Source organism: Streptomyces sp. NBC_00554 (assembly GCF_041431135.1).
Classification (GTDB): domain Bacteria; phylum Actinomycetota; class Actinomycetes; order Streptomycetales; family Streptomycetaceae; genus Streptomyces.
In genome coordinates, this window is sequence record NZ_CP107799.1 from 9,156,753 (window position 1) to 9,177,412 (window position 20,660).

Annotated in this window: 17 protein-coding genes; 9 read left to right on the forward strand and 8 right to left on the reverse strand. The window is 71.2% G+C overall.

Annotation, left to right across the window (positions count from 1 at the left end; genetic code table 11):
• Positions 1 to 15 precede the first annotated feature (15 nt).
• The 6 genes from OG266_RS40640 to OG266_RS40665 all read left to right on the forward strand — a co-directional run bounded on the left by OG266_RS40640 (position 16) and on the right by OG266_RS40665 (position 5,354).
• Positions 16 to 270, forward strand: coding sequence for an acyl carrier protein (locus OG266_RS40640; RefSeq protein WP_266469311.1), 255 nt, complete (start codon positions 16 to 18; stop codon positions 268 to 270).
• A 1-nt stretch (position 271) separates the two neighbouring features.
• Positions 272 to 1,480: a beta-ketoacyl synthase gene (locus OG266_RS40645; protein WP_266469314.1), complete on the forward strand. Its 1,209-nt coding sequence runs from the start codon at positions 272 to 274 to the stop codon at positions 1,478 to 1,480.
• Complete coding sequence (locus tag OG266_RS40650) at positions 1,477 to 2,616, forward strand: beta-ketoacyl synthase N-terminal-like domain-containing protein (protein WP_371551938.1); 1,140 nt, start codon at positions 1,477 to 1,479, stop codon at positions 2,614 to 2,616. The genes OG266_RS40645 and OG266_RS40650 overlap by 4 nt, the downstream gene beginning before the upstream one ends.
• Positions 2,613 to 3,338, forward strand: a complete 726-nt coding sequence (locus tag OG266_RS40655) for a 2-hydroxychromene-2-carboxylate isomerase (RefSeq protein ID WP_371551939.1) — start codon at positions 2,613 to 2,615, stop codon at positions 3,336 to 3,338. The genes OG266_RS40650 and OG266_RS40655 overlap by 4 nt, the downstream gene beginning before the upstream one ends.
• 236 nt (positions 3,339 to 3,574) lie before the next feature.
• Complete coding sequence (locus tag OG266_RS40660; protein ID WP_266469320.1) at positions 3,575 to 4,327, forward strand: AfsR/SARP family transcriptional regulator; 753 nt, start codon at positions 3,575 to 3,577, stop codon at positions 4,325 to 4,327.
• 211 nt (positions 4,328 to 4,538) lie between these two features.
• Positions 4,539 to 5,354: a DUF899 domain-containing protein gene (locus OG266_RS40665; RefSeq protein ID WP_371551940.1), complete on the forward strand. Its 816-nt coding sequence runs from the start codon at positions 4,539 to 4,541 to the stop codon at positions 5,352 to 5,354.
• 49 nt (positions 5,355 to 5,403) lie between these two features.
• Here OG266_RS40665 and OG266_RS40670 read toward each other — a convergent pair whose 3' ends face one another.
• Positions 5,404 to 7,410 (reverse strand): protein kinase, encoded by a 2,007-nt coding sequence (locus OG266_RS40670; protein ID WP_371551941.1) that lies wholly within the window; start codon positions 7,408 to 7,410, stop codon positions 5,404 to 5,406.
• 186 nt (positions 7,411 to 7,596) lie between these two features.
• On the opposite strand from OG266_RS40670, the gene OG266_RS40675 reads away from it, so the two are divergent.
• Positions 7,597 to 8,772 carry a cytochrome P450 gene (locus tag OG266_RS40675; protein ID WP_371551942.1) on the forward strand — a complete coding sequence of 392 codons (1,176 nt, stop codon included), beginning with the start codon at positions 7,597 to 7,599 and terminating at the stop codon, positions 8,770 to 8,772.
• A 13-nt stretch (positions 8,773 to 8,785) separates the two neighbouring features.
• On the opposite strand, the gene OG266_RS40680 is transcribed toward OG266_RS40675, so the two are convergent.
• The gene (locus OG266_RS40680; protein WP_371551943.1) at positions 8,786 to 9,760 is read right to left on the reverse strand and encodes an ABC transporter substrate-binding protein; all 975 of its coding nucleotides are present in this window, start codon (positions 9,758 to 9,760) and stop codon (positions 8,786 to 8,788) included.
• A gap of 292 nt (positions 9,761 to 10,052) precedes the next feature.
• Between OG266_RS40680 and OG266_RS40685 the strand changes: the two genes are divergently transcribed.
• Positions 10,053 to 11,765, forward strand: coding sequence for a tannase/feruloyl esterase family alpha/beta hydrolase (locus OG266_RS40685; protein ID WP_371551944.1), 1,713 nt, complete (start codon positions 10,053 to 10,055; stop codon positions 11,763 to 11,765).
• A 22-nt stretch (positions 11,766 to 11,787) separates the two neighbouring features.
• Here the strand turns inward: OG266_RS40685 and OG266_RS40690 are convergent, their stop codons facing one another.
• The 6 genes from OG266_RS40690 to OG266_RS40715 all read right to left on the reverse strand — a co-directional run bounded on the left by OG266_RS40690 (position 11,788) and on the right by OG266_RS40715 (position 19,810).
• A complete protein-coding gene (locus tag OG266_RS40690) occupies positions 11,788 to 12,780 on the reverse strand; it encodes a 2Fe-2S iron-sulfur cluster-binding protein (RefSeq protein ID WP_371551945.1) in 993 nt (330 codons plus the stop codon).
• A gap of 16 nt (positions 12,781 to 12,796) precedes the next feature.
• Positions 12,797 to 14,233, reverse strand: coding sequence for a glutamine synthetase family protein (locus OG266_RS40695; RefSeq protein ID WP_371551946.1), 1,437 nt, complete (start codon positions 14,231 to 14,233; stop codon positions 12,797 to 12,799).
• Between the two features lie 5 nt (positions 14,234 to 14,238).
• Positions 14,239 to 15,591, reverse strand: a complete 1,353-nt coding sequence (locus tag OG266_RS40700; protein ID WP_371551947.1) for a Rieske 2Fe-2S domain-containing protein — start codon at positions 15,589 to 15,591, stop codon at positions 14,239 to 14,241.
• A gap of 72 nt (positions 15,592 to 15,663) precedes the next feature.
• Entirely contained in the window at positions 15,664 to 17,610 is a 1,947-nt protein-coding gene (locus tag OG266_RS40705) for a primary-amine oxidase (RefSeq protein WP_371551948.1), read from the reverse strand.
• On the reverse strand, positions 17,607 to 19,160 hold the full coding sequence (locus OG266_RS40710) for a gamma-glutamyltransferase (RefSeq protein WP_371551949.1): 1,554 nt from the start codon (positions 19,158 to 19,160) through the stop codon (positions 17,607 to 17,609). Before OG266_RS40710 ends, OG266_RS40705 begins: the two co-directional genes overlap by 4 nt.
• Positions 19,157 to 19,810, reverse strand: a complete 654-nt coding sequence (locus OG266_RS40715) for a cyclase family protein (RefSeq protein ID WP_266469349.1) — start codon at positions 19,808 to 19,810, stop codon at positions 19,157 to 19,159. The genes OG266_RS40710 and OG266_RS40715 overlap by 4 nt, the downstream gene beginning before the upstream one ends.
• A 137-nt stretch (positions 19,811 to 19,947) precedes the next feature.
• Between OG266_RS40715 and OG266_RS40720 the strand changes: the two genes are divergently transcribed.
• Complete coding sequence (locus OG266_RS40720) at positions 19,948 to 20,652, forward strand: GntR family transcriptional regulator (protein ID WP_326724840.1); 705 nt, start codon at positions 19,948 to 19,950, stop codon at positions 20,650 to 20,652.
• The last annotated feature ends 8 nt before the right edge of the window (positions 20,653 to 20,660 follow it).

A 20,660-nucleotide genomic window follows, 5' to 3' on the forward strand; every position in this document is an offset into this window, starting at 1 on the left:
ACCGGAGGAGACACCATGCCCGTTACGCAGCAGTACATAGACGAGATCCGCGAGATCGTCGCAGAGGCGCTGGAGATCGAGCCCGAGGAGATGACCGAGACGAGTTCCTTCGTCGACGACCACGACGGCGACTCGCTCCGCGCGATCGAGATCCTGGCCCGGCTGGAGAAGAGGTACGGCGTCGAGATCCCGCAGTCGGAGCTGCCGAAGATGGGCAATCTGCGCGCCGTGTACGACGTGGTCGCCGAGCGCGCCAACTGGGACTCCTGACATGAAGCGCAGGGTCGTCATCACGGGGCTCGGCCCCGTCTCGAGCATCGGCACCGGGGTCGAGGCCTTCGCCGAGGCGCTCCAGCAGGGGCGCAGCGGCATCTCGCCGATCTCCTCCTTCGACGCCTCGGGCTTCCCGTACCGGATGGCCGGTGAGGTGCCGGGCTTCTCTCCGCACGACATGCTGCAGGCCATCAAGCCCGAGGAGTGGGGGCGCAGCAGCCAGTTCGCCGCCGCTGCGGCCCGCCTCGCGGTGGCGGACGCGGGGATCGACCCGGAGCTGCTGGCCGCGGCGCGGTCCGGCTCCGTCATCGGTACCACCGGGGGCGAGGCCGGCGCGGTCGAGCAGCTCTCCGAGCAGGAGGTGGCGGGCGGCTTCGAGAGCTGGCAGGCGGACCTCGCACAGCAGGTCCCGTCCTCCCGGCTGGCGGTCGCCGTCAACCGCGAACTCGGCCTCACCGGCGAGGCGGTGACCATCTCCACCGCGTGCTCGGCCAGCAACTACGCGCTGGGCTACGCATATGCGGCGATCGCGGCCGACGAAGCCGACTACATGATCGCCGGTGGCTCGGAGGGCGTCTACCGCTGGGCGCACGCCGGCTTCTACCGGCTCGGGGCGATGGCCGAGGACCACTGCTCGCCGTTCGACCGCGACCGGCAGGGGATGCTCACCGGTGAGGGCGGGGCCGCGCTCTTCCTGGAGCCGCTCGAGAGCGCCGAGCGCCGCGGTGCCGAGATCTATGCCGAGGTGCTCGGGTACGGACTCAACTGCGATGCCGGGCACATGGTGGCGCCGGATCCGGTGAGCATCGCCGAGTGCATGCGCAGGGCGCACAGCCGGGCCGGCGTCACGGCCGACCAGGTCGACTACATCTGCGCGCACGGCACCGGCACCCCGGCCAACGACGCGGCGGAGACCCGTGCGGTCCGGGAGGTCTTCGGCGATTCCCCGCCGCCCATCAGCTCCATCAAGTCGATGCTCGGTCACACGATGGGGGCCGCGAGCGGCTTCGGCGCCATCGCCTCTGCCCTTGGTATCGCCCGCCAGTTCATGCCGCCGACGATCAACTTCCGGAACATCGACCCGGACATGCCGGGGATCGACCCGGTGGCCAACCAGGCGCGCCCGGCGCGGCTGCGGGTGGTGCAGAACAACGGGTTCGCCTTCGGTGGGAACAACGCCATCACCATTCTGGGGGAGGTCTCATGACGACACGTCAGACACATCTCGCGACGGCACGTCAGACGCCCGAGGTCGCTCCTGACGCGGTCTACGTCACGGGCTGGGGAGTCGCCTCGCCGCTCGGTATGGGGGCGGCCGACTTCAGCAAGGCGTTCGTCGAGGAGCGCGACGCCCTCGCCGATGTCACCGCGATGTTCGAGGAGAAGCTGCCCGCCGACCGGGCCTTCGCCATCCCGGACTTCCAGGTCCGCGACCACCTCGGCCGCAAGGGAACCCGCTTCTTCGACCGCTCCACCGCCCTGGCCCTGGTCGCCTGCGACCAGACGCTGCAGGACACCGGGTTCGCGGTGACGGACGAGAACCGCGGTCAGGTCGGTCTGATCCTCGGCACCACCAGCGGCAGCGTGAAGTCGACCAGCGACTTCAGCCGCGAGACCATCACCGAGGATCGCCCCTACCTGGTCAACCCGGTGCTCTTCCCGAACGCGGTGATGAACTGCGCCGCGGGCCAGGCCGCGATCTGGTACGGCCTGAAAGGCGTCAACACCACCATCGCGGGCGGCCGGATGGCCGGTATCGCCGCTCTGCGGTACGCCTCCCGCAGCCTGCGCTGGGGAGACGCGGACGCCCTGCTGGTCGGCGCGGTCGAGGAGTTCAGCCCGCACAACGCCTGGCTGACGCACCTGCCCGGCGGTTCGGCCCCCGCAGGCGAGGGAGCCGCCCTCTTCATGCTGGAGAGAGGCGAGGCCCTGCTCGCGTCGGGCCGTCGTCCCGATGCCGAGATCATGGCCGTGGCCTCCGCCTCGGCCGACCCGGCCGACCGCCCTGCCTTCGTCGAGGCGTTCGCCGACTGCGTGCGCCAGGCCCTGCGGGAGGCCGGGGTCGCTCCCGGCGACCTGTGGGCGGTGGCGCCCGGGTCCGGCCCGGAGTCCGCGATCGAGGCCGCGACTCTGGAGGCCGGACTGGGCGGGGACACCGTCCGGCGGCTCCCCGTGGCGCGACTGGTCGGTGAATGCCACGCCGCCCAGGGGGCGTTGCAGCTGGCCGCCGTGCTCGCCCACCACAGGCAGGACGCCGCACTGGACGGCAGGCCCGCCCTCATCACCTCCTTCACCCCGGAGGGCGGGGTCGGCGCCGCCGTGGTCAGGGGGTGGCAGCGGTGAGCCGCAAGCCCGCGAAGCCCGTCCTGTACTTCTCCTTCCGCAGCCCGTACAGCTGGCTGGCGCTGCGGCAGTTGGAGGCGCGCTTCCCCGAGGCGCCCGAAACCGTGGAGTACCGCCCGTGGTGGGAACCCGACGAGCGGACGCGGAAGGCGCTGGACGGGCGCGGGGCGCCCTTCCCGTACATCCCGATGAGCAAGGCCAAGCACCTGTACATCCTCCAGGACGTCAAACGGCTGTCCGAGGGGATGGGTTACAAGGTGGCCTGGCCCATCGACATCGACCCGTGGTGGGAGGTACCGCATCTGGGCTGGCTGGCGGCCCGCCGGAGCGGTCAGGACCGGCAGCTGCTGGCCGCGCTCATGTCGGCCCGGTGGGAGCGCGGCGCCGACATCTGCGATCAGGACGTGCTCCGCGCGGTCGCCGAGGACGCGGGGCTCGATCCGCTGCCGATCGTGTCCGCGGTGGACGACCCGGACATCAGGGCCGAGGGGCTGGAAGCACTTGTCCGGGTGTACGAGGACGACGCCTTCGGCATCCCGTACTTCAAGATCGGCCGTTTTCGGTACTGGGGTCTGGACCGGCTCGACGGGTTCCTCCAGGAGCTGTCGGCGGCGGGGCTGCGCACGGACGACGCCACAGCCGCGGAGGACGACGTAATTCCCGTTGCCATTGCGGACCGAATCGGCGCCTACGATCACGACACAGCCGGAGGATGCGGATGAATGTAGGGTACACATGTTGCATCCTGTACTTCTATGAAAGCCCTTTCAATGCAGGGCTGTAAGGGGCCGCTGGAGCGCTGACTATCGGACAAATATCCGCCGTGACTTCCGATGGCGACTTCCTCTTGCGAAGATCGCTATACGGGGGTCAACGGGGGGAAGTCACTGAGCATGGCCGCGCTCAGATGCCGCCCGACAACCGCGAACACCAAGAGCTGCGAGCGGAGTCGAGACAGTTGAACGAATTCAGGATGCTCGGGACGTTGGAGATCTTCGACGGACACAATTGGAAACCGGTTGAAGCGCCCAAGATTCGGACCGTACTGGCAGTCCTGCTGACCGCCAACGGCCGTGTCGTCTCGCTGGCGCGGCTCATCGACGAGCTCTGGTACAACGGCCCGCAGCAGAAGAGAGACCAACGCAATCTGGTGCAGCAGTACGTGATGAAGCTGCGGCGCAGGCTCGGCGACCGGAACCACAGCGTGCTCGTGACCAAGGCACCCGGCTACTGCCTGAACTTCGAGCCGGCCCAGCTCGATGCGCGCAGGTTCGAGGAGCTGCACGCCGAGGGCCAGGAGCTGTTCGCCGCGGGAGTCTACGAGCGGGCGTTCAACGTACTCGGCGACGCGCTGGACCTGTGGCGCGGTGCCCCTCTGGAGGGCGTCCCGGCCTCGCCGACCGTGCTCGCCGAGGCGGAGCGCCTGGAGGAAGCCCGGCTGGCCGCGGCCGAGATGCGGATAGACGCCAGCCACCACAACGGCGGATACGCCGCGACCCTGGCCGAACTCCGCACGCTCCGCGACGCCAACCCGCTCAGGGAGGGGCTCTGGATGAAGGAGATGATCGCCCTCCGTGAGTGCGGCCGCCGCGCCGACGCCCTCGAGGTCTACCAGCGGGCCCGCCGCACGCTCCGGGAGGAGCTCGGCCTCGAGCCCAGCGTCGACCTCAGGGACCTCCAGCAGCGCATCCTCGTCGGATTCCACGGCTGAATCGACGTAAACAGCGCCGAAGAGGCCGCCGCACCTCGGGTGCGGCGGCCTCTTGGTGCTGCCCGGTCGCCCTTCTTTGGGCGGACTGTCGTTTCGCAGCGGGATCTCTCAGCGCGCCGCGATGAGTTCCGGTCGGGCCGCGAGTCTGTTCTGGTGGGCGTCGCAGCACGTCGTGCGACGCTGCCCGGCACGAGACATCACGGAGGACAACATGACGACCACGTCCGGCCACGCGAGCAGCGACCTCCCCGGCAAGCCGCCGGTCGTCGACCTGGCCACCTGGCAGGCGGCGCGCGAGAAGCTGCTGGTCCGCGAGAAGGCGCACACCCATGAGGGCGACGCGATCGCCGCGGCCCGGCGGCGACTGCCGATGGTCGAGCTCGACGGAACGGTCGAGGTCGTCGGACCCGACGGCCCGGTCCCGTTCCTGGACCTGTTCCAGGGCCGCGACGAGCTCGTGGTCTACCAGCACATGTGGTACGACGGCGCGCCGCACCAGGGGCAGTGCGAGGGCTGCACCACCACGGCCTGGCATGTGAAGGACGCCGTCTACCTCAACGCCCGCGGCGTCTCGTTCGCCGTCCTGACCTCGGGCACGTGGGACGAGGTGGCTCCCTACGTCGAGTTCATGGGTTACACCCAGCCCTGGTACTCGGTACGGGGCGTGGAGGCGCCGGTCGGCGGAGGAATGGGCCACCTCGCCTGTTTCCTGCGCGACGGCGACCGCGTGTTCCTGACCTACTCCACGACGGGCCGTGGCAACGAGCCGGTCAACGGGTCCCTCAGCCTGCTCGACATGACGCCCTACGGCCGCGGCGAGGCGTGGGAGGACAACCCCGAGGGCCGGTCCGTGATCGGCGATGTCCGCGAGGGGCATCCGTCCGTGGGCGGCCAGGCCTGCTGGTACTGGCGCGCGGACGCCGACGGTGTAGCCGACTGGGGCCCGACCAGCCGCCCCGTGCCGCAGTGGACCCGCCCCGGCGCGACCCCCGTGAACACCCTCGGCCGACAGGGCCACCACCACTGACGGCGTACTGATCCGCGCGGCCACCCGGCAACACCTGTGCCTGCGTGGGCTATTGGGCCGCGTTGCGCCATACCTTCACGTCCAAGGTGGCGTACGTCGTCCCGGACGAGCCCTGGTACGTCACGAGCCCCACGTGCCCCGTCCCGCTGATGACGCACATCTGCTGGCCGACGGTGAGGTCCTTGACCCAGATGTAGCTCTTGTAGCCGGTCGCCGCCTTGCACGCGTCCAGGCTTCCCTGCCGACCCGCCGGCAGCAGGGCGAGGGAGCTGCCGGAGTCGGTGCCGGGGGCGAGGACCGCGCCCGAGGAGTAGACGGCGTAGGTCAGGTCCTCGTCGGAGGTCCCGGTGTCCGCCTTGGACCGCACCGGAGTGTCCGCCAGATAGAGGTCGTGGCTCTTGGTCATCTGGATCCCGGAGTACGTCACCGGGACAGGGGTCGTCGGAGCCGCGGGCTCACTGGACGCGGCGGTCGGGGGAGCCGAGGTCGCGGTCCGCGTGGGCGTCGGGGGCCCCGAAGGGCTCGCGGGCAGAGCGGACTTGACGGGTTTGGGCTTCTCCGAGGCCCGGGCGGACGGGGAGCCGGACGTCGACGGCGACGCCTTCTCGGCCGTGGCCGACTGTGAAGCGGCCACCTCCTGCGCCTGGGGGTCGCTCTTGTCGCCGTCCCCCGGAACGAGCAGCAGCGCGGCGGTTGCCCCACCGGCGACGAGCACGACGGCGGCCGCCGACAACACCCAGCCCCGGCCCTTGCGGCCCTGGCCGCCCGAGTCGGCCGAGTCGACCGAGGAGGTCTGCGCGGCGGCAGACGACTGCGGCTGCGACCAGTGAGGCGGAGCGCCGTAGGGACCTGGCGTGGCCCCTGGCCCCATCACGAAGGGACCACCGGGCGGCGCGGCGTGGGAGGGGGAGGTGGGGGAGTAAGGCGTCGGGTACCCGTAGCCACCGGAGCCGGCGGGCCCGAAGCCGCCGGATCCCGCCGACCCGGCAGCGCTGGAGCCGGCGGATCCGAAGCCGCCCGAGCCTGCGGACCCGAGACCGCCCGAGCCCGCCGACCCGAAACCACCCGAACCCACAGGCCCGAAGCCGCCGGAAGCGTGAGCGCCCGGAGCCGCCCCCGCCCGGGCCTGATCGGCGCCTTCGGCTCGGGCCGCGATGCCCGCCGCCAGTTCACCCGGCAGCCACGCGCCGGACGTGAACCGCGCTTCGTCACCGCGGTTGGTCTGGATCGTCGATACGGAGCGTATGACCTCCTCGACGGAGGGCCGCTCGGCGGCGGGCTTGCGCAGACACCGGGCCACCAACTCCTGTATCTCCATGGGCACACGGCCGAGGTCGGGCTCCTCGTGCACCACCCGATAGAGGACCGCGTGCGGGTCGCCTTCGCCGAAAGCCGCGCCGCCGGTCGCCGCGAACACGGCGGTCTGCCCAAGCGCGAACACGTCGGCCGAGGCGAGAGCCTCGCCGCCGAGTATCTGTTCCGGCGCCATATAGGCGATGGTGCCGAGGGCCGTGCCGCTCTGTGTCACCGACGTGGTGTCCGCGGCTCGCGCGACGCCGAAGTCGATGACCCGCGGGCCGTCCGCGGCGAGCAGCACGTTCGAGGGCTTGAGGTCCCGGTGCACGATGCCCTCGCGGTGCACCGCCTGCAGGGCCTCCGCGACACCGGCGATCAGCCGCAGCACAGTGTCGACGGGCAGCGGCCCGTGATCGCTCACCGCGTCGGCGAGGGACGGCCCCGGTACGTAGGCGGTCGCACACCAGGGCATGGATCCCTCGGTGTCGCTGTCCACGACCGGCGCCGTGTAGAGCCCGTGCACCCGGCTCGCGGAGGCCACCTCGGCCCGGAACCGCTTGCGGAACTCGGGGTTCTCGGCCAGCTCCGGCCGGATCACCTTGACCGCGACGGCCCGCCCGCCCGGCGTGTGCGAGAGGTAGACGCGCCCCATGCCGCCGGCCCCGAGCCGCGCCACCAGCCGGTATCCGCCGACGACTTGCGGATCACCGTCCTCCAGTGGCTGGAAACTCCCCGTATCGGGCCCACCGTTGCTCAACACGCGCCACTCCACCCCGTGATCTGCTCTCTGGTTCCCCATTGCATCACGGGCCCCTCGCGTCGCGCCCGCTGGTGGAGTACTCGTGGAACCCGCGGAGACCCGGACCGCCCCGCCTTCGGCGGGATTGTTAGCCTTGACCGTGATCGATTCCCTCATAGACGGTCGGATACACGGCCGAGGCTCACGATGAGCGTCGTCGACTCCTTCCCGCTCGGTGCCGCGACCACGCTTGCCGAACTCGCCCGGGACCCGCATCCACGACTGGCACTGCTCCGCGCGCAGGAGCCCGTCTCCTGGCTCCCCGAACTGAACGGCTGGCTCGTGACTCGCCGCGACCTCGCGCTGGGCGTGATGCGGGACGCCGAGACCTTCACCGTCGACGACCCCCGGTTCTCCACCGCACAGGTCGTCGGCCCGAGCATGCTGTCCCTGGACGGTGACCAGCACGCCCGCCACCGCGAGCCCTTCACCGCTCCCTTCCGCCCCCGGGAAGTGCGTGAGGGTTTCGCCTCGTTCATCGAGCGGGAGACCGACCGGCTCATCACCGCACTGGAACCCGCGGGCGCCGTCGAACTGCGACGTGCCTTCGCCGGCCCGCTGGCGGTCGCCGTCGTGACCGAGGCACTCGGTCTTGTCGGCACCACCGCGGCCACGGTGCTCGCCTGGTACGACTCCATCGTGGGGGCGGTCTCGGACATCACCGCCGGACACGAGGCGGGACCGGCCGGCCCGGCGGCGTACGCCCAACTGCGGGCCGCGGTGGAAGCCACCGTCGCGGACCGGGGCGCCGCCTCGCTCCTCGGTTCCGCCGCCGGGCGGCTGACGCTGCCGGAGGTGGCGTCCAATGCCGCGGTGCTGATGTTCGGCGGCATAGAGACCATCGAGGCAATGATCACCAACGCGCTGCTGCACCTGCTGCAACGCCCCGATCAACTCGCCCTTGTCCGGGCCGACTTCGGTCTGCTGGACGGCGCGATCGAGGAATCCCTGCGCCTCGAACCCGGGGCGGCGGTCGTCGACCGCTACGCCACCCGTGACACCGTCCTCGGCCCGGCCACGATCCGCCGAGGCGAACTGGTCACCGTCTCCCTGACGGGCGCCAACCGCGACCCGGCCGTCTTCCCCGACCCCGACCGGTTCGATGTCCGCCGCGAGAACGCGCGCCTCCAACTGGCCTTCGCACACGGCCCGCACTACTGCCTCGCCGCGCACCTCGCCCGCCTGGAGACCCGCATAGCCCTGCAGCGACTGCTCGAACGCCTCCCTGCCCTGCGCCTCGACCCGGACCGCCCCGCCGCTGCACAGGGACTGGTCTTCCGTAAGCCCCCAACTCTGCATGTGCTGTGGGACGGTCCTGCCTGACCGGCCGGCGGTGTCATTGGAACAGAGCGTCCAGGTCCGGCTTCTTGTCGCCGAAGATCCCGTCCTGCTCACCCAGGGAGGCCAGCTTTTCCAGAGAGGGCATGTCGATCTGCGTCGGCCAGTCGGGCAGCGTCAGCTTCTCCATCACCTCGCTGTCGATCTTGGTGTAGACGGTGAGGATCTGGCGCGCCTCCTCCGGGTGCTCGGAGGCGTACTCCAGTGACTCGGTCATCGCCTCGGTGAACTTCTTCACCAGGTCGGGGTTTTCCTTCGTCAGCCTGGTCGTCGTGAAGTACGTCGCGAGAGTGAGCCGGGGGTCGGTCTCGGCGAACGGTGACGTCACGACGCGCGCGCCCTGGGACTTGGCGATCGTCTGTGCCGGTTCGCCCATCCAGGCGGCGTCCACCCGGCCGCCGTCCAGAGCGGCCGGCATCTGGTCGAACGGTAGCTCCACGAACTTGACCTTCGAGGGGTCGCCGCCGTCCTTGCGTACCGACTCGCGCACCGTGGTGTCCCCGATGTTCTTCAGGGTGTTCACCGCCACTGTCCTCCCCGCGAGGTCCTTGGCCGACCTGATCGGGCTGTCCTTCCTGACGGCGACACCGGTGACGTCGGTGGTGGTGTTTCCGGTGGTTGTCGCCCCGTTGACCACCGACTTGACCGGCACTCCGCGGGTCTGAGCGACCATCAACGACGTGGTGTTGCTGAACCCGAACTGGAACTGGCCGCTCACCACACCCGGAATGATCGCGGCACCGCCCTGCGCACTCTCCATCTCCAGCTCGATGCCGCGGCTGCTGAAGAAGCCCTTCTTCTGGCCCAGGTAGAGCGGTGCCACATCGACGATCGGGATGATGCCGACCTTGACCTGTGCCGTCTTGTTCCCGCCCGAGGACGACGAACCATCGGTCCCGGATGAGGATCCGCATCCGGCCGCACAGGCGACCGTCAACACTGCTGTCACAAACCCGAGAATGCGCCTTTGCATGGGGCCCCTCCTGACAAGTCCTGACAAGAACGAGGATGAGTGTGCGTGTCGCGCCAACACGTATGCAGAGCAAGGGAGTTGAGCGGAAAGCTGCTCCCTGAAGGTGCAATGGGGCGATCACCCGCGGTGGTCGCCCGAGCGGCTCGCTGATCGCGACGACCCATGTTGTGCAGCATGTTGACGGCAGTAACGTACACGCCTACTTTCGCGGTGTCATGCCCCCGGACACAACGGCGGACGAGAGGCACCCCATGGCACCCTTCCCCCTTCGTGCGGCGAGAGGCGGTACCACGTGAACCGCACCAGACAGTCCTTACGAAGGCGCCGGCCGACCCTGGTCGCGGTCGCGGCGCTCCTGCTGACACTGGCCGGCCTGAGCCCCGGCGCCGGCGGCACGGCCGCCGCCGCGGAAGCACGGCGGGCGAACGGCGGCCCCATCCTGCCGGTGACAGCCTGCGCCGATCTCGCCACCGACGGCGCGACGGCAAGCGACCTGTCGGCCGTCCCGGACGCACCGACCCGGATCACCTCCGCCACGGTGGTCGAGGCCACCGCGACCGTACCGGCGTACTGCTTCGTCAAGGGCTATGTCGCCCCCCAGGTCAACTTCGAGCTCAAGCTGCCGCTCAGCACCTGGCGGGGCCGCTATCTGCAGCAAGGCTGCGGCGGGCTCTGCGGGTACATCTCCGCGACCACCTTCCCGACCGCGCCCGACCCGGCCTGCGAGGCCCGGGCCGGCGGGGACTTCGCCCTCGCCGCGACGGACGACGGCCACACCTCGCCGGGCCCCTTCAGCGCCGAGGGGTGGGGTCAGGACCAGCAACTGCGGATCGACTTCGGGTACCGGGCGGTCCATGTGGTCTCCGTTGCCGCCAAGGCGGTTATGAAGGAGTACTACGGGACGCCTCCGAGGTACTCGTACTTCAACGGCTGTTCGGACGGCGGCCGCGAGGGGCTGATGGAGGCCCAGCGCTACCCGGAGGACTTCGACGGGATCATCGCCGGTGCACCGGCCGCCTACATGCCCTTCCTCGCGAGCGAACACACCGCCTGGGTCGCCCGCGCCAACACCGGTGCGGACGGTCGCCCCGTCCTCACCGCGGACAAACTCCCGGGTCTGCACTCCGCCGTCCTCACCGCCTGTGACGGCGACGACGGTCTGATCGACGGCCAGATCGACGACCCGCGCACCTGCGACTTCGACCCCGCGTCGATCCAGTGCGCCGCCGGCGTCGACCGGACCGACTGCCTCACCCCCGCCCAGGTCACCGCTGCCCGGAAGCTGTACGCGCCGCCGACGGACGAGAACGGCCAACTGCTCTACCCCGGACGGGAGGAGCCGGGCTCGGAGATCTCCTGGGCCGGCCCGCCGGTTCCGTGGATCACCGCGCCCCCGGGCACCCCCACCTTCGCCCCCGTCACCGCGGACAACTACCTGCGCTACCTGGCGTTTCCCGTCGGACAGCCCGGTGTGCCGCTGGCCGACTGGGAGTTCACTTCGCAGAACTTCGCGGAGCTCCTGCCGGAGCAGCGCACCATCGCCGCGCTCGACCCCGATCTGAGCGAGTTCCGGGACGCGGGCGGCAAGTTGATCCTCTATCACGGGTGGGCCGACACCCTGATCCCGCCGACCGGCACCACCAACTACTACCGGGCCGTCCAGGACACCATGGGCGGACCGGCGGCCACCAACCGCTTCGCCCGCCTCTTCATGTTCCCCGGCCTCTACCACTGCACGGGGGGCGGGCCAGGCCCCGACAACTCCGACCTGGTCCACCAACTGGTCGGGTGGACCGAGCGAGGAGCGGCACCCCAGAAGATCATCGCCACCCGGGCCGACGCCAACGGCAACGCCACCCGCACCCGGCCCGTGTACCCCTATCCCATTGTCGCCAGGTACAAGGGCACCGGCAGCATCGACGACGCCGCCAACTTCGCCCCGGCGCCGCCGGCCACCCGACCCGACGACCACGTCGACTGGCTCGGCAACGACCTGCTGAAGTAACCGTCCCGACCCGTTCGGATGCCTACAGATCGAGCGTCAGCACCCCGGAAGCCGATCGGCTCACGCAGATCATCATGGTGGTGGCGGTGGGGCGTTCGGACGGGTCGATCACCGTGTCGCGGTGGTCGGGGAGCCCTGCTGTCACCGGTGTCTCGCAACTGCCGCAGTAGCCCTCCTCGCAGGAGTAGGGCACGTCCGGCAGCTTCTCCCGGACGACCTCCAGCACGGAGCGGTCCGCGGGCACCGTCATCCGCAGCCCCGAACGGCTGAGTACCACCTCGAACTCGCCGCTCCGCGCGCCAAGTTGATCCGGTGGCCCGGAGGCGGCGGTGAAGCGTTCCAGGTACGGGGTCCGGGGCCGGCCGGCCGTGCGGCACAGGGCCGTCACCGCGTCGAGCATCGGCTGCGGGCCGCACGCGTAGACGGCATGATCGGGCGGGGCGGCCGAGATCTCGGCCGCCAGGTCCGGCAGACCCGCCTCGTCCTGCGGCACGAGCAGCACCCGGTCCCCGCCCAGCGCCACCAACTCCTCCGCGTATGCCAGACGCGACCGGTCACGGGCGCCCAGGACCAGCCGCCAGGGCAGACCACGGGCGGTGAGCTCACGGGCCATCGGCAGCAGCGGGGTGACGCCGATGCCGCCTGCCAGCAGCAGATAGCCCGCCGCAGGGACCAGGGGGAAGCGATTGACCGGCCCGGTGACCTCCAACTCCCGCCCCACGAGCGCGGTTTCGTGGATCTCCCGCGACCCGCCGCGCCCGTCGGGCACCCGATGCACGGCGACCGTCCATGCCTCGGTGTCCGTCGCCTCTCCGCACAGCGAGTAGGCCCGCCGCAGCCCCGACGGCAGGGTCAGCTCCACATGCGCCCCGGGCTCCCAGGACGGCAGGGCGCCGCCGCGGGGCCGCGTCAGCCGCAGCTCCAGCACGTCATGGGCGACCCAGCGGGCCTGCCGGACCAGCAGACGGTGAGTGGCCGACGACGTCATGAGCCCTCCGTAGGCGTCCGACGTCATGGGCCCTTCGTAAGCGTCAGAAGACACGGAAGTACTCCCGCTGCTCCCAGTCGGTGACCTCCTGGCCGAAGCGGGCGAGTTCGGCACGCTTGATGCTCGCGTAGTACGCCACGAAGTCCTTGCCCAGCCGGTCGGCCAGTGCCTGGTCCGCCTCCAGTGCGTCAAGGGCCTCGCCCAGTGAACGCGGCAACGGTTCGGCCCGGGTGGCATACGGCTCGTCGGCCGCCGGGCCGGGGTCGAGATCGCCGGCCACGCCCTCGAGCCCGGCGGCGAGCTGGGAGGCGAGATAGAGGTACGGATTGGCGGCGGGCTCCCCGATCCGGTTCTCCAGCCGTGTCGCTGACGGACCGTCACCGACCACGCGCACCATCGCCCCGCGGTTGTCGCGCCCCCACACCGCGCGGTCCGGGGCCAGCGACAGCGAGCGGAACCGCTTGAAGCCGTTGAGGGTCGGCGTGGAGAACGCACTCGTGGCACGCGCGTGCCGGAGCAGCCCGCCCAGGAAGGCGGTCCCGTACGGCGACAGCGGTGGGCCGGACTCCGGACTTCCCGGGTGCTCGGGGGCGAAGAGCGCGACGCCGTCCCGCAGCACGCTCTGGTGCAGATGCCAGCCGCTGGAGAAGACCCCGGCCAGATGGGGGCGGCACATGAAGGTGGCGTGGTGGCCATGGCGGGCGGCGACCTGCTTGACGGCACTGCGCAGCAGCACCATCGCGTCGGCCGTGCCCAGCCCGTCGGCCGGCTGAAGGGTCAACTCGACCTGGCTCGGACCGAATTCGACCTCCATGCTGCGCAGCGGCAGCCCCAGGCCCTCGATGTTCGAGCGCAGGACGTCGAGCATGGGGTCGAGTTCGTCGTACCGCAGCTCGCTGAGGTACTGGTAGCCGTGATTGAGCATGCCGACCTCGGGCGCGGCGCCGGGCTGGCCGAGATCGCCGGGACCCAGGCGGGGGTCGTCGAGCCGGAAGAGATGGAACTCCACCTCCAGGCCGGTGCGGTAGGTCAGCCCGCCCGCCTGGTCGAGGACCGAGCGCAGCAGCCCGCGTGTGCACAGCGGGACCGGCCCTCCGGAGGTGAAGCGCAGGTCGCAGAGCAGCCAGCCCGTCCCCGGCGACCAGGGCAGCATCCGGAAGGTGAGCGGGTCGGGCACCATGACCATGTCGGCGGCGCCGCGCAGTTCGGGCAGTCCGAGTGGCGTCTCCTTGGTGAACAGCGGGAACACGGTCCGCCCGGAGGTGTCCTTGGCGAGGAGTGACGAGGCGATGCCGGTGCCCTCGCGCAGCACGTTGGGCAGTTCGCCGACGGTGACGGTCTTGCCGCGCAGCAGACCGTGCTGATCGGCGAAGACCACCCGTACCGCCGTCATTCCGCCGGACTCGGCGCGAGCGAGTATCTCGCCCGCCGCAGCGGTCTGTTCGGCGCTCCACAGGCCATGGCGTTCGATGAATCCCATGCCGTTCAGCCGTCCGTTCCCAGGGGGTGCGCCCAACTGCTTTCGGCGCGCTGCTTGGCGGTGACGGTCGTCCAGTGCTCCTGCCAGCCGTCCGTGGGGCCGATGCCGTCGAGGGTGACCGGCCCCTGGATCCGCCCGGCCTCCTCGGGGGACAGCACCAGGGGCGGGTCCTCGCCGCGTTCGACGGCGGAGACGGCCTCGCCGAGCATCCGGCGGTACATCACGATGACCTTGTCGGAGCGGCCCAGGTGCTCGCGGGTGCGGTCCTGGACCGTGCCCTGCCCCTCCACCGCCCACTGGTCGTGCACGTTGATGTCGGTGCCGAGACCGGTGTACGTGGTCGTGCGCTGTTCCGCCGGGTCGTAGCCGTAGTTGTTCGCGCGGCCGAAACGCGGCCGGTAGTCGGGCAGGGTGACCGCGTCGACCCGCTGGCGGCGCATCTCCTCCTGGTCCACCGGACCGCCGACGCTGGTGAACGCGGCGTACCAGTAGCAGGAGGTGTCGTCGATGGGCACGTGCCACTGGGTGATCGCCGTCTCCGCGTCGAGCGGGATGTGGAAGGCGTGCGGGAACACCTGGTGGGTGATGCGGACATGGGTGCGGCTGCCGTCCATCGGCAGGCCCTGGGTGTCGGTGCCGTCGAGGGTGCGCAGGGCGGTGATGCGGATGCCGTACGGGGTGCGGACGGCGTCGATGTCGGGTCGGCCGTACTCGCGCAGGATCTTCGTCATCGGCAGGTCGGTGCCCTGCGAGGCGGCGCGGAACTGCTTGCCGTAGCCGTCCTCGGGATCCTCGTCCTGGAAGAAGCGGTGGAGGTAGGAGGCGTGGGCCGGGTCGATACCGACTTCCAGGGCCTGGAGCCAGTTGCAGTCAAGGAGGCCCTTCCAGGCGAAGGCGTGGTCGGCGGGCGCGCGGAAGCAGTCCAGGGCGGGCAGTTCGGGCGGTTCGCCGGGACCGAGGTAGCCCCAGATGATGCCGTTGATCTCGCGCACCGGGTAACTGCCCAGCCGGACACGGGACTTGAGCGGGCTGCCCAGAGGCTCGGCGGGCGTGTCCAGGCAGGAGCCGTCGCGGCCGAAGAGCCAGCCGTGGAAGCAGCAGCGCAGTCCGCCGTCCTCCAGCCGGCCGAGCGCCAGATCGGCGCCGCGGTGCGGGCAGCCGCGGTCGACCAGGCCGAGTTCACCGCTGTCGTCGCGGAACAGGACCAGGTCCTGGCCCATGACCTTGGGCGCCACCAGGGGCCGTACGCCTTCCAGCTCCTCGGCCAGGGCGATGGGCTGCCAGTAGCGGCGCATCCATTCGCCTGCCGGGGTGCCGGGCCCGGTCCGGGTGAGCCGTATGTTCTCTTCCTCGCGCATGGGACGCCCTTCTTTCGCCGGGAGAGGTTGATCAGCCGCAGCAGTGGTCCGGGCTTTCGCCTGGAGAGGTGTTCAGCCGCAGCAGTGGTCCGGCGCCGTGGGCACCGGCGTGTGACAGGAGACGGGCGCCGGCACGTCCAGCGCCGGATTGCGGTCGAAGAACCCGTCGGGCTCAAGCCGGAGCCGCGCCCTGGCCACCGGCATCACCGGCCACTCCTCGGGGCGCGGGAAGTGGTGGGAGCCGACCGTGGCCCACAGCACCAGATCCGTGCCGTCGAGCGAGCGGTCCTCCTCCTGCCACTTGTGCACACCGTCCGCGCCGGGCTCGGCCTGGTTGGGGTACTCCCCGGCGACGAACCGCCGGTCCGCGTCGTAGGCGGTCGCCCACAACTGCCGTCCCACGAACGGGGCTCGGCGGGCGCACACGCTGTCCTCGCGCACCGGCAGCACCGCCGTGTTCTCCAAGTGGACGCGGTAGGCGGTCGGTTCGCCCATCCGGTTGCGCGCCTCGGTGCTCTCGACCCGCCAGTGCAGCGCGCGCGAGGGATCGGTGCGCCGGCCGCCCTCCGACTCGCTGAGGATCGGACGGAGCACCGTCCGGGCGGCGTTGCCGTACGGGTCGAGCTCAGGGTCGGTCTCGTGCTCGGCGGTGACCTCGACGAGCCGGTTGCGGGGGCCGTCCACCGCCATGTCGAGGCGGACGCTGAAGAAGTGCTGGTGGTTGGTGACCGCGACGTTCGGGGCGACCCGCCGGGCGTACGGGGTCTCCTCGCCCTCCGCCACACCGGTGGCGGAGAGGATGCCGGTCATCTTGATCTCCAGCATCACCGAACCGTCCTGGTACAGCGACCAGTAGAAGCCGTAGTCGTAGTTGGCCACGGTGGCGAACGCGGAGATGATCAGACGGCGGGAGCGGCGCACCTCGGTGCGGCCGGTGCGGCCGTCGTGGTGCTTCCACAGGATCCCGTCGTCCTCCTCGTGCACGCAGACGGCGTTCGGAATGAGCCGGGGGACACCGTCGCCGCCGAGCACCGCGGCGTCGAAGTACTGGATGACGCCCAGACAGTCGCAGCCGAGGGCAAGGGAGTTGGTGAGCGGGCCCGCTCCGTACTCGCCCCAGTCGAAGAAGTTCTTGCGGTACTGCGTGGAGGCGGTGTCGAAGTAGGGGACGTACATCTCGTTGACGGCTGCGCGCCGGATCACCTGGCGCGGGCCCTTCCCGGCCGCGTCGAAGGCCAGGTCGTGCAGCACGAGGCCTTCGCGGTGGCTGAAGCCGACCCGCACCGACCAGCCCTGCCAGTCGATCCGCTGACCGGTGACGGTGAAGCTCGGACCCTCGGGCTGGACGACCTCCAGCGGCTTCAGGCCCGCCCGCTCGGGCACCACCCCCGCGGCGAACACCCCGGACTCCTCCGACAGCGGGACCACACCGTGGTCCTCGATGTGCAGGATCTCCATGGTCTCCATGTCGATGATCGGCACCACGCCCTGCACCGGGCGGGCGTAACCGTTGTCGTCCTCGGAGGTGCGGTGCCAGACGCTGCCCCAGGTCAGCCGGCGGCCCGCGTACTCGGGCGGTTCGAAACCGCCGATCGACTCCGGGTCCACCATCACCAGCGACACGTCGTGGATGCCGCGCAGGGCGAGGGCCTCCTGGAAGCGCGGGTCCGCGCGGCAGGCGGCCGCGGCCTGCCGGGCCTCCTCGGAGGAACAGCCCGGACTGCGCACGTCCAGCTCGAGCCAGGCTGTGGTCTGCGGTGTGTCGCCGAGTTCGAGGCCGACCTCGTAGGCGATGCGCGCGGAGGGGCAGATCACGACCGCGCGGGCGCGCCGGGCTTCGCCGGGGACGGCTCCGCGGGCGTGGTCCTCGTCGAGGGTCACGCCCCAGAAGCGCGCGTCCTCGGTGACCCGGGCGTCGGACCTCAACACCTTTGCCGCGGTGGCCAGTTCGGCGGTGGTGAGGGGGTCCAGCGGGTGCGGTGCCTCGGCGGGTACGGGTTCGGGGGCGAGGGTGCTCACAGGGCGTTTCCTTCCGGGAGGTGGAGCTCGGTTCCGCCGTCGGCGCGCAGATCGGCGGCACCGTCGAGGCGGCCGTCGGCGGTCAGCCGTACGGCCTGGGTGTGACCGGCGAGATCGGTGCGGCCGGGCGCGACCACGACCGGCACCGCCGAGGGGAACGCGGTCGTGGCGGCCGGCACGGACCCGGGCTCGGCCAGCAGGGTCCCCGTCTCGTGGCCGATGTCGCGGGCGCCGGTCACCCAGCGCGGGCGGTCGAGGACGGCGGCCGGGTCGGCGTCGGGATCCATCAGGTCGGGCACCGTCTGGGCGAGGATCTGCGGCTGGGCCCGGCCGCCCTGGCAGCCGGCCGCAATCAGCAGGCCGGCGGACCGGCCGAGGACCGGGCACAGCGTGTGCGGCGGCCGCAGCCCGGGCCCGATGAGGGACGGGTGACCGGGCAGCAGGCTGAACGCCGAACCCCGGTTGTGCAGCACGATGCCGGTGCCCGGATCGCAGATGCCGGAGCCGAAGGTCTGGTAGACGCTCTGGATCAGGGAGACGGCCAGTCCGGTCGAGTCCACGGCGGTGATCGCGACGGTGTCCCCGGCCGGCCGGAACGGCGGCCTCGGCGGCAGCGCACCGGCGAGCGGCGCCGGGTGGAGCAGCCCGTCCAGGTCAGGTGTGCCACCGCGTGGATCGCCCAGCAGCCGGTCACGGGCCGCCGAGGCGTCCTGGCAGCGGGCCACCAGGACACCGGTCCGCTCCGGCTCGGGGAGTTTCGCGGCGGCGTTCGCGGCCTCCAGCACGGCCAGCAGGCTCACGCCCTGGCTCGGCGGGGGCGCGGCCCACCAACGGGTACCGGCCACGTCGAGCACCAACGGTTCGACACTCTCCGCACGGTGGGCCGCGAGGTCGCCCGCGGTGAGCGGGCTGCCGGCCCGGCGCAGCCCGTCCGCCAGTGCCTCGGCGATCGCTCCCCGGTAGAAGGACGACGGATCGTCCGCGAGTGCTCGCAGTACGGTGGCCAGGCGCGGTTGCGGGAGCGGATCACCCTCGTCGAGCGGCGCCCCGCCGGGGCCGGTCAGCAGTGCGTCGAGCCCGGGATCCTCGCCGATCCGGGCGGCCCGCTCGCGCACGGCGCGCGCCAGACCCGCCGAGACGGTGGCGCCCTCGTCCGCCAGTGCGGCGGCGTCCCGCAAGGCAGCGGCCAGGGCGCCCGGTGTGCCGTACGCCTCGGCGAGCGCGGTCCAGCCGGCCACCACGCCCGGCACGGTGACCGTCTGCGGGCCCTGCGCGGGCATCCGTGCGTCAGCCGCGCGCAGCGCGTCGACGTCCACGTCCTGTGCGGCGGCCCCCGCCGACAGCACCGCCCGCACGCCGCCGTCGGGGGAGTGGACGAGGGCGATCAAGTCGCCGCCCAGGGAGCACTGGTGGGGGTAGACGACGGTGAGGGCGGCGGCCGCCGCGAGTGCCGCGTCCACCGCGTTGCCGCCCCGCAGCGCCGCCTGCCGGGCGGCCGTCAGCGCCGCCGGGTGCGGTGCGGCCACGATCAGCCCAGAGGGGGTCGTCACGCCTCGTCCCTCGGCAGGAGCACGGTGCGCGAGGGGGCGGCCTCGGCGCCCTGCAACGGCAGGGGGAGGGAGAGCATGTCGTACACACCGGCCGGTGTGTGCAGCAGGTCGACCACTTCAAGGATCAACACGTCCGCGCCGCACAGCAGTTGGTGGGTCTCCCAGTGGGTGGTGTAGGCCACTGCCTCTATGCTCAGGTAGTCGATGCCCGCGGTGCGCACCCCGGCCTCGATGAGGCGTTCCGCGCCGTCCGGGGCCAGTCCGACCCACTGCCGGGCCTTCCACGGGCTGCGCAGTACGCCCTCGGAGTTGCTGGTGCGCAGCAGTACCCGTTCCTCGTCGCCGAGACCGGCCGCGTCGAGGTCGGCGGCAGTGATCTGCTCTTTCACATGGGTGAGGTCCAGCACTCGTGCGGTGCCGTTGAGCGCGGACAGGTCGAGCCGGTCGACCGTTTTTCCGCCGTCGATGAAGTGGGCGGGGGCGTCGATGTGGGTGCCCGTGTGGGCGCCGATGCGCCAGCGGCTCACGTTGGAGGCGTCGCCTGCGGTGCGGGACTCGACGATCTCCACCTCGGGGCGGCGGCCCCAGTGCAGCATGCCGGGGTGGATCGGGACCGACACGTCGATGGCCTTGGAGAAGTCAAGAGTCATGCATTGCTCCCATTGGATGCGGATATAATGGAAGTGGATCCAAAATTGAACGGCTCAGGATGCCGGCGGGCGCGTGGCAAACTGCTCCACCACCGCGCACCCTCCGACCGACCCCGAGAAGGGCTTGACCGACTCCGATGACCCCCCAGACTGACGACGGCGCCCTCGTCGACGACATCGCGGCCCGTATCCGCGCGCGGATCATGAACGGTGAGCTGGCGATCGGCAAACCGCTGCGCCAGGCGGCGCTGGCCACCGAGTTCGGGGTCAGCCGCACGCCGGTGCGCGAGGCGCTGCGGCAGCTGCAGAACGGCGGGCTGATCGAGATGCAGCCCAACCGCGGCGCGGTGGTCCGGGTACCCGCTCCGTGGGAGGTGCGCCAGGCCTACGAGGTGCGCGCCGAGCTGGAGGCACTGGCGGCCCGGCGCGCCGCTTCGCGTGTGACGGAGCGCCAGCTCACCGCGCTGCGCGAGCACAACGCCGTCCTGCGCGAGGCCGCCGAGCGGGCCGCCGGCGAGCAGACCGCCGGTGGCAGTCCCGCCACCACGGCTGCCAACGACTGCTTCCACACGGTCGTCTGCGAGGCGGCCGACAACCCCTGGCTCAGCCGGATGATCGACCGGATCAACGAGACCTTCCCGCGCAACGTGTCCTCGCTCGCCCTCGCCGGTGACGAGCGCCACCGCCAGCTGAACATCCGTGAACACGAGGCGCTCATCGACGCGTTGACCGCCCACGACGCCGACCGCGCCCAGGAGGTCATGCGCGAGCACGTCATCAACGCCGGCGAGCATCTGACGGCCTGGTACGAGCGCCGCTCCCAGACCGTCTTCCACGGCTGAGCGGACTC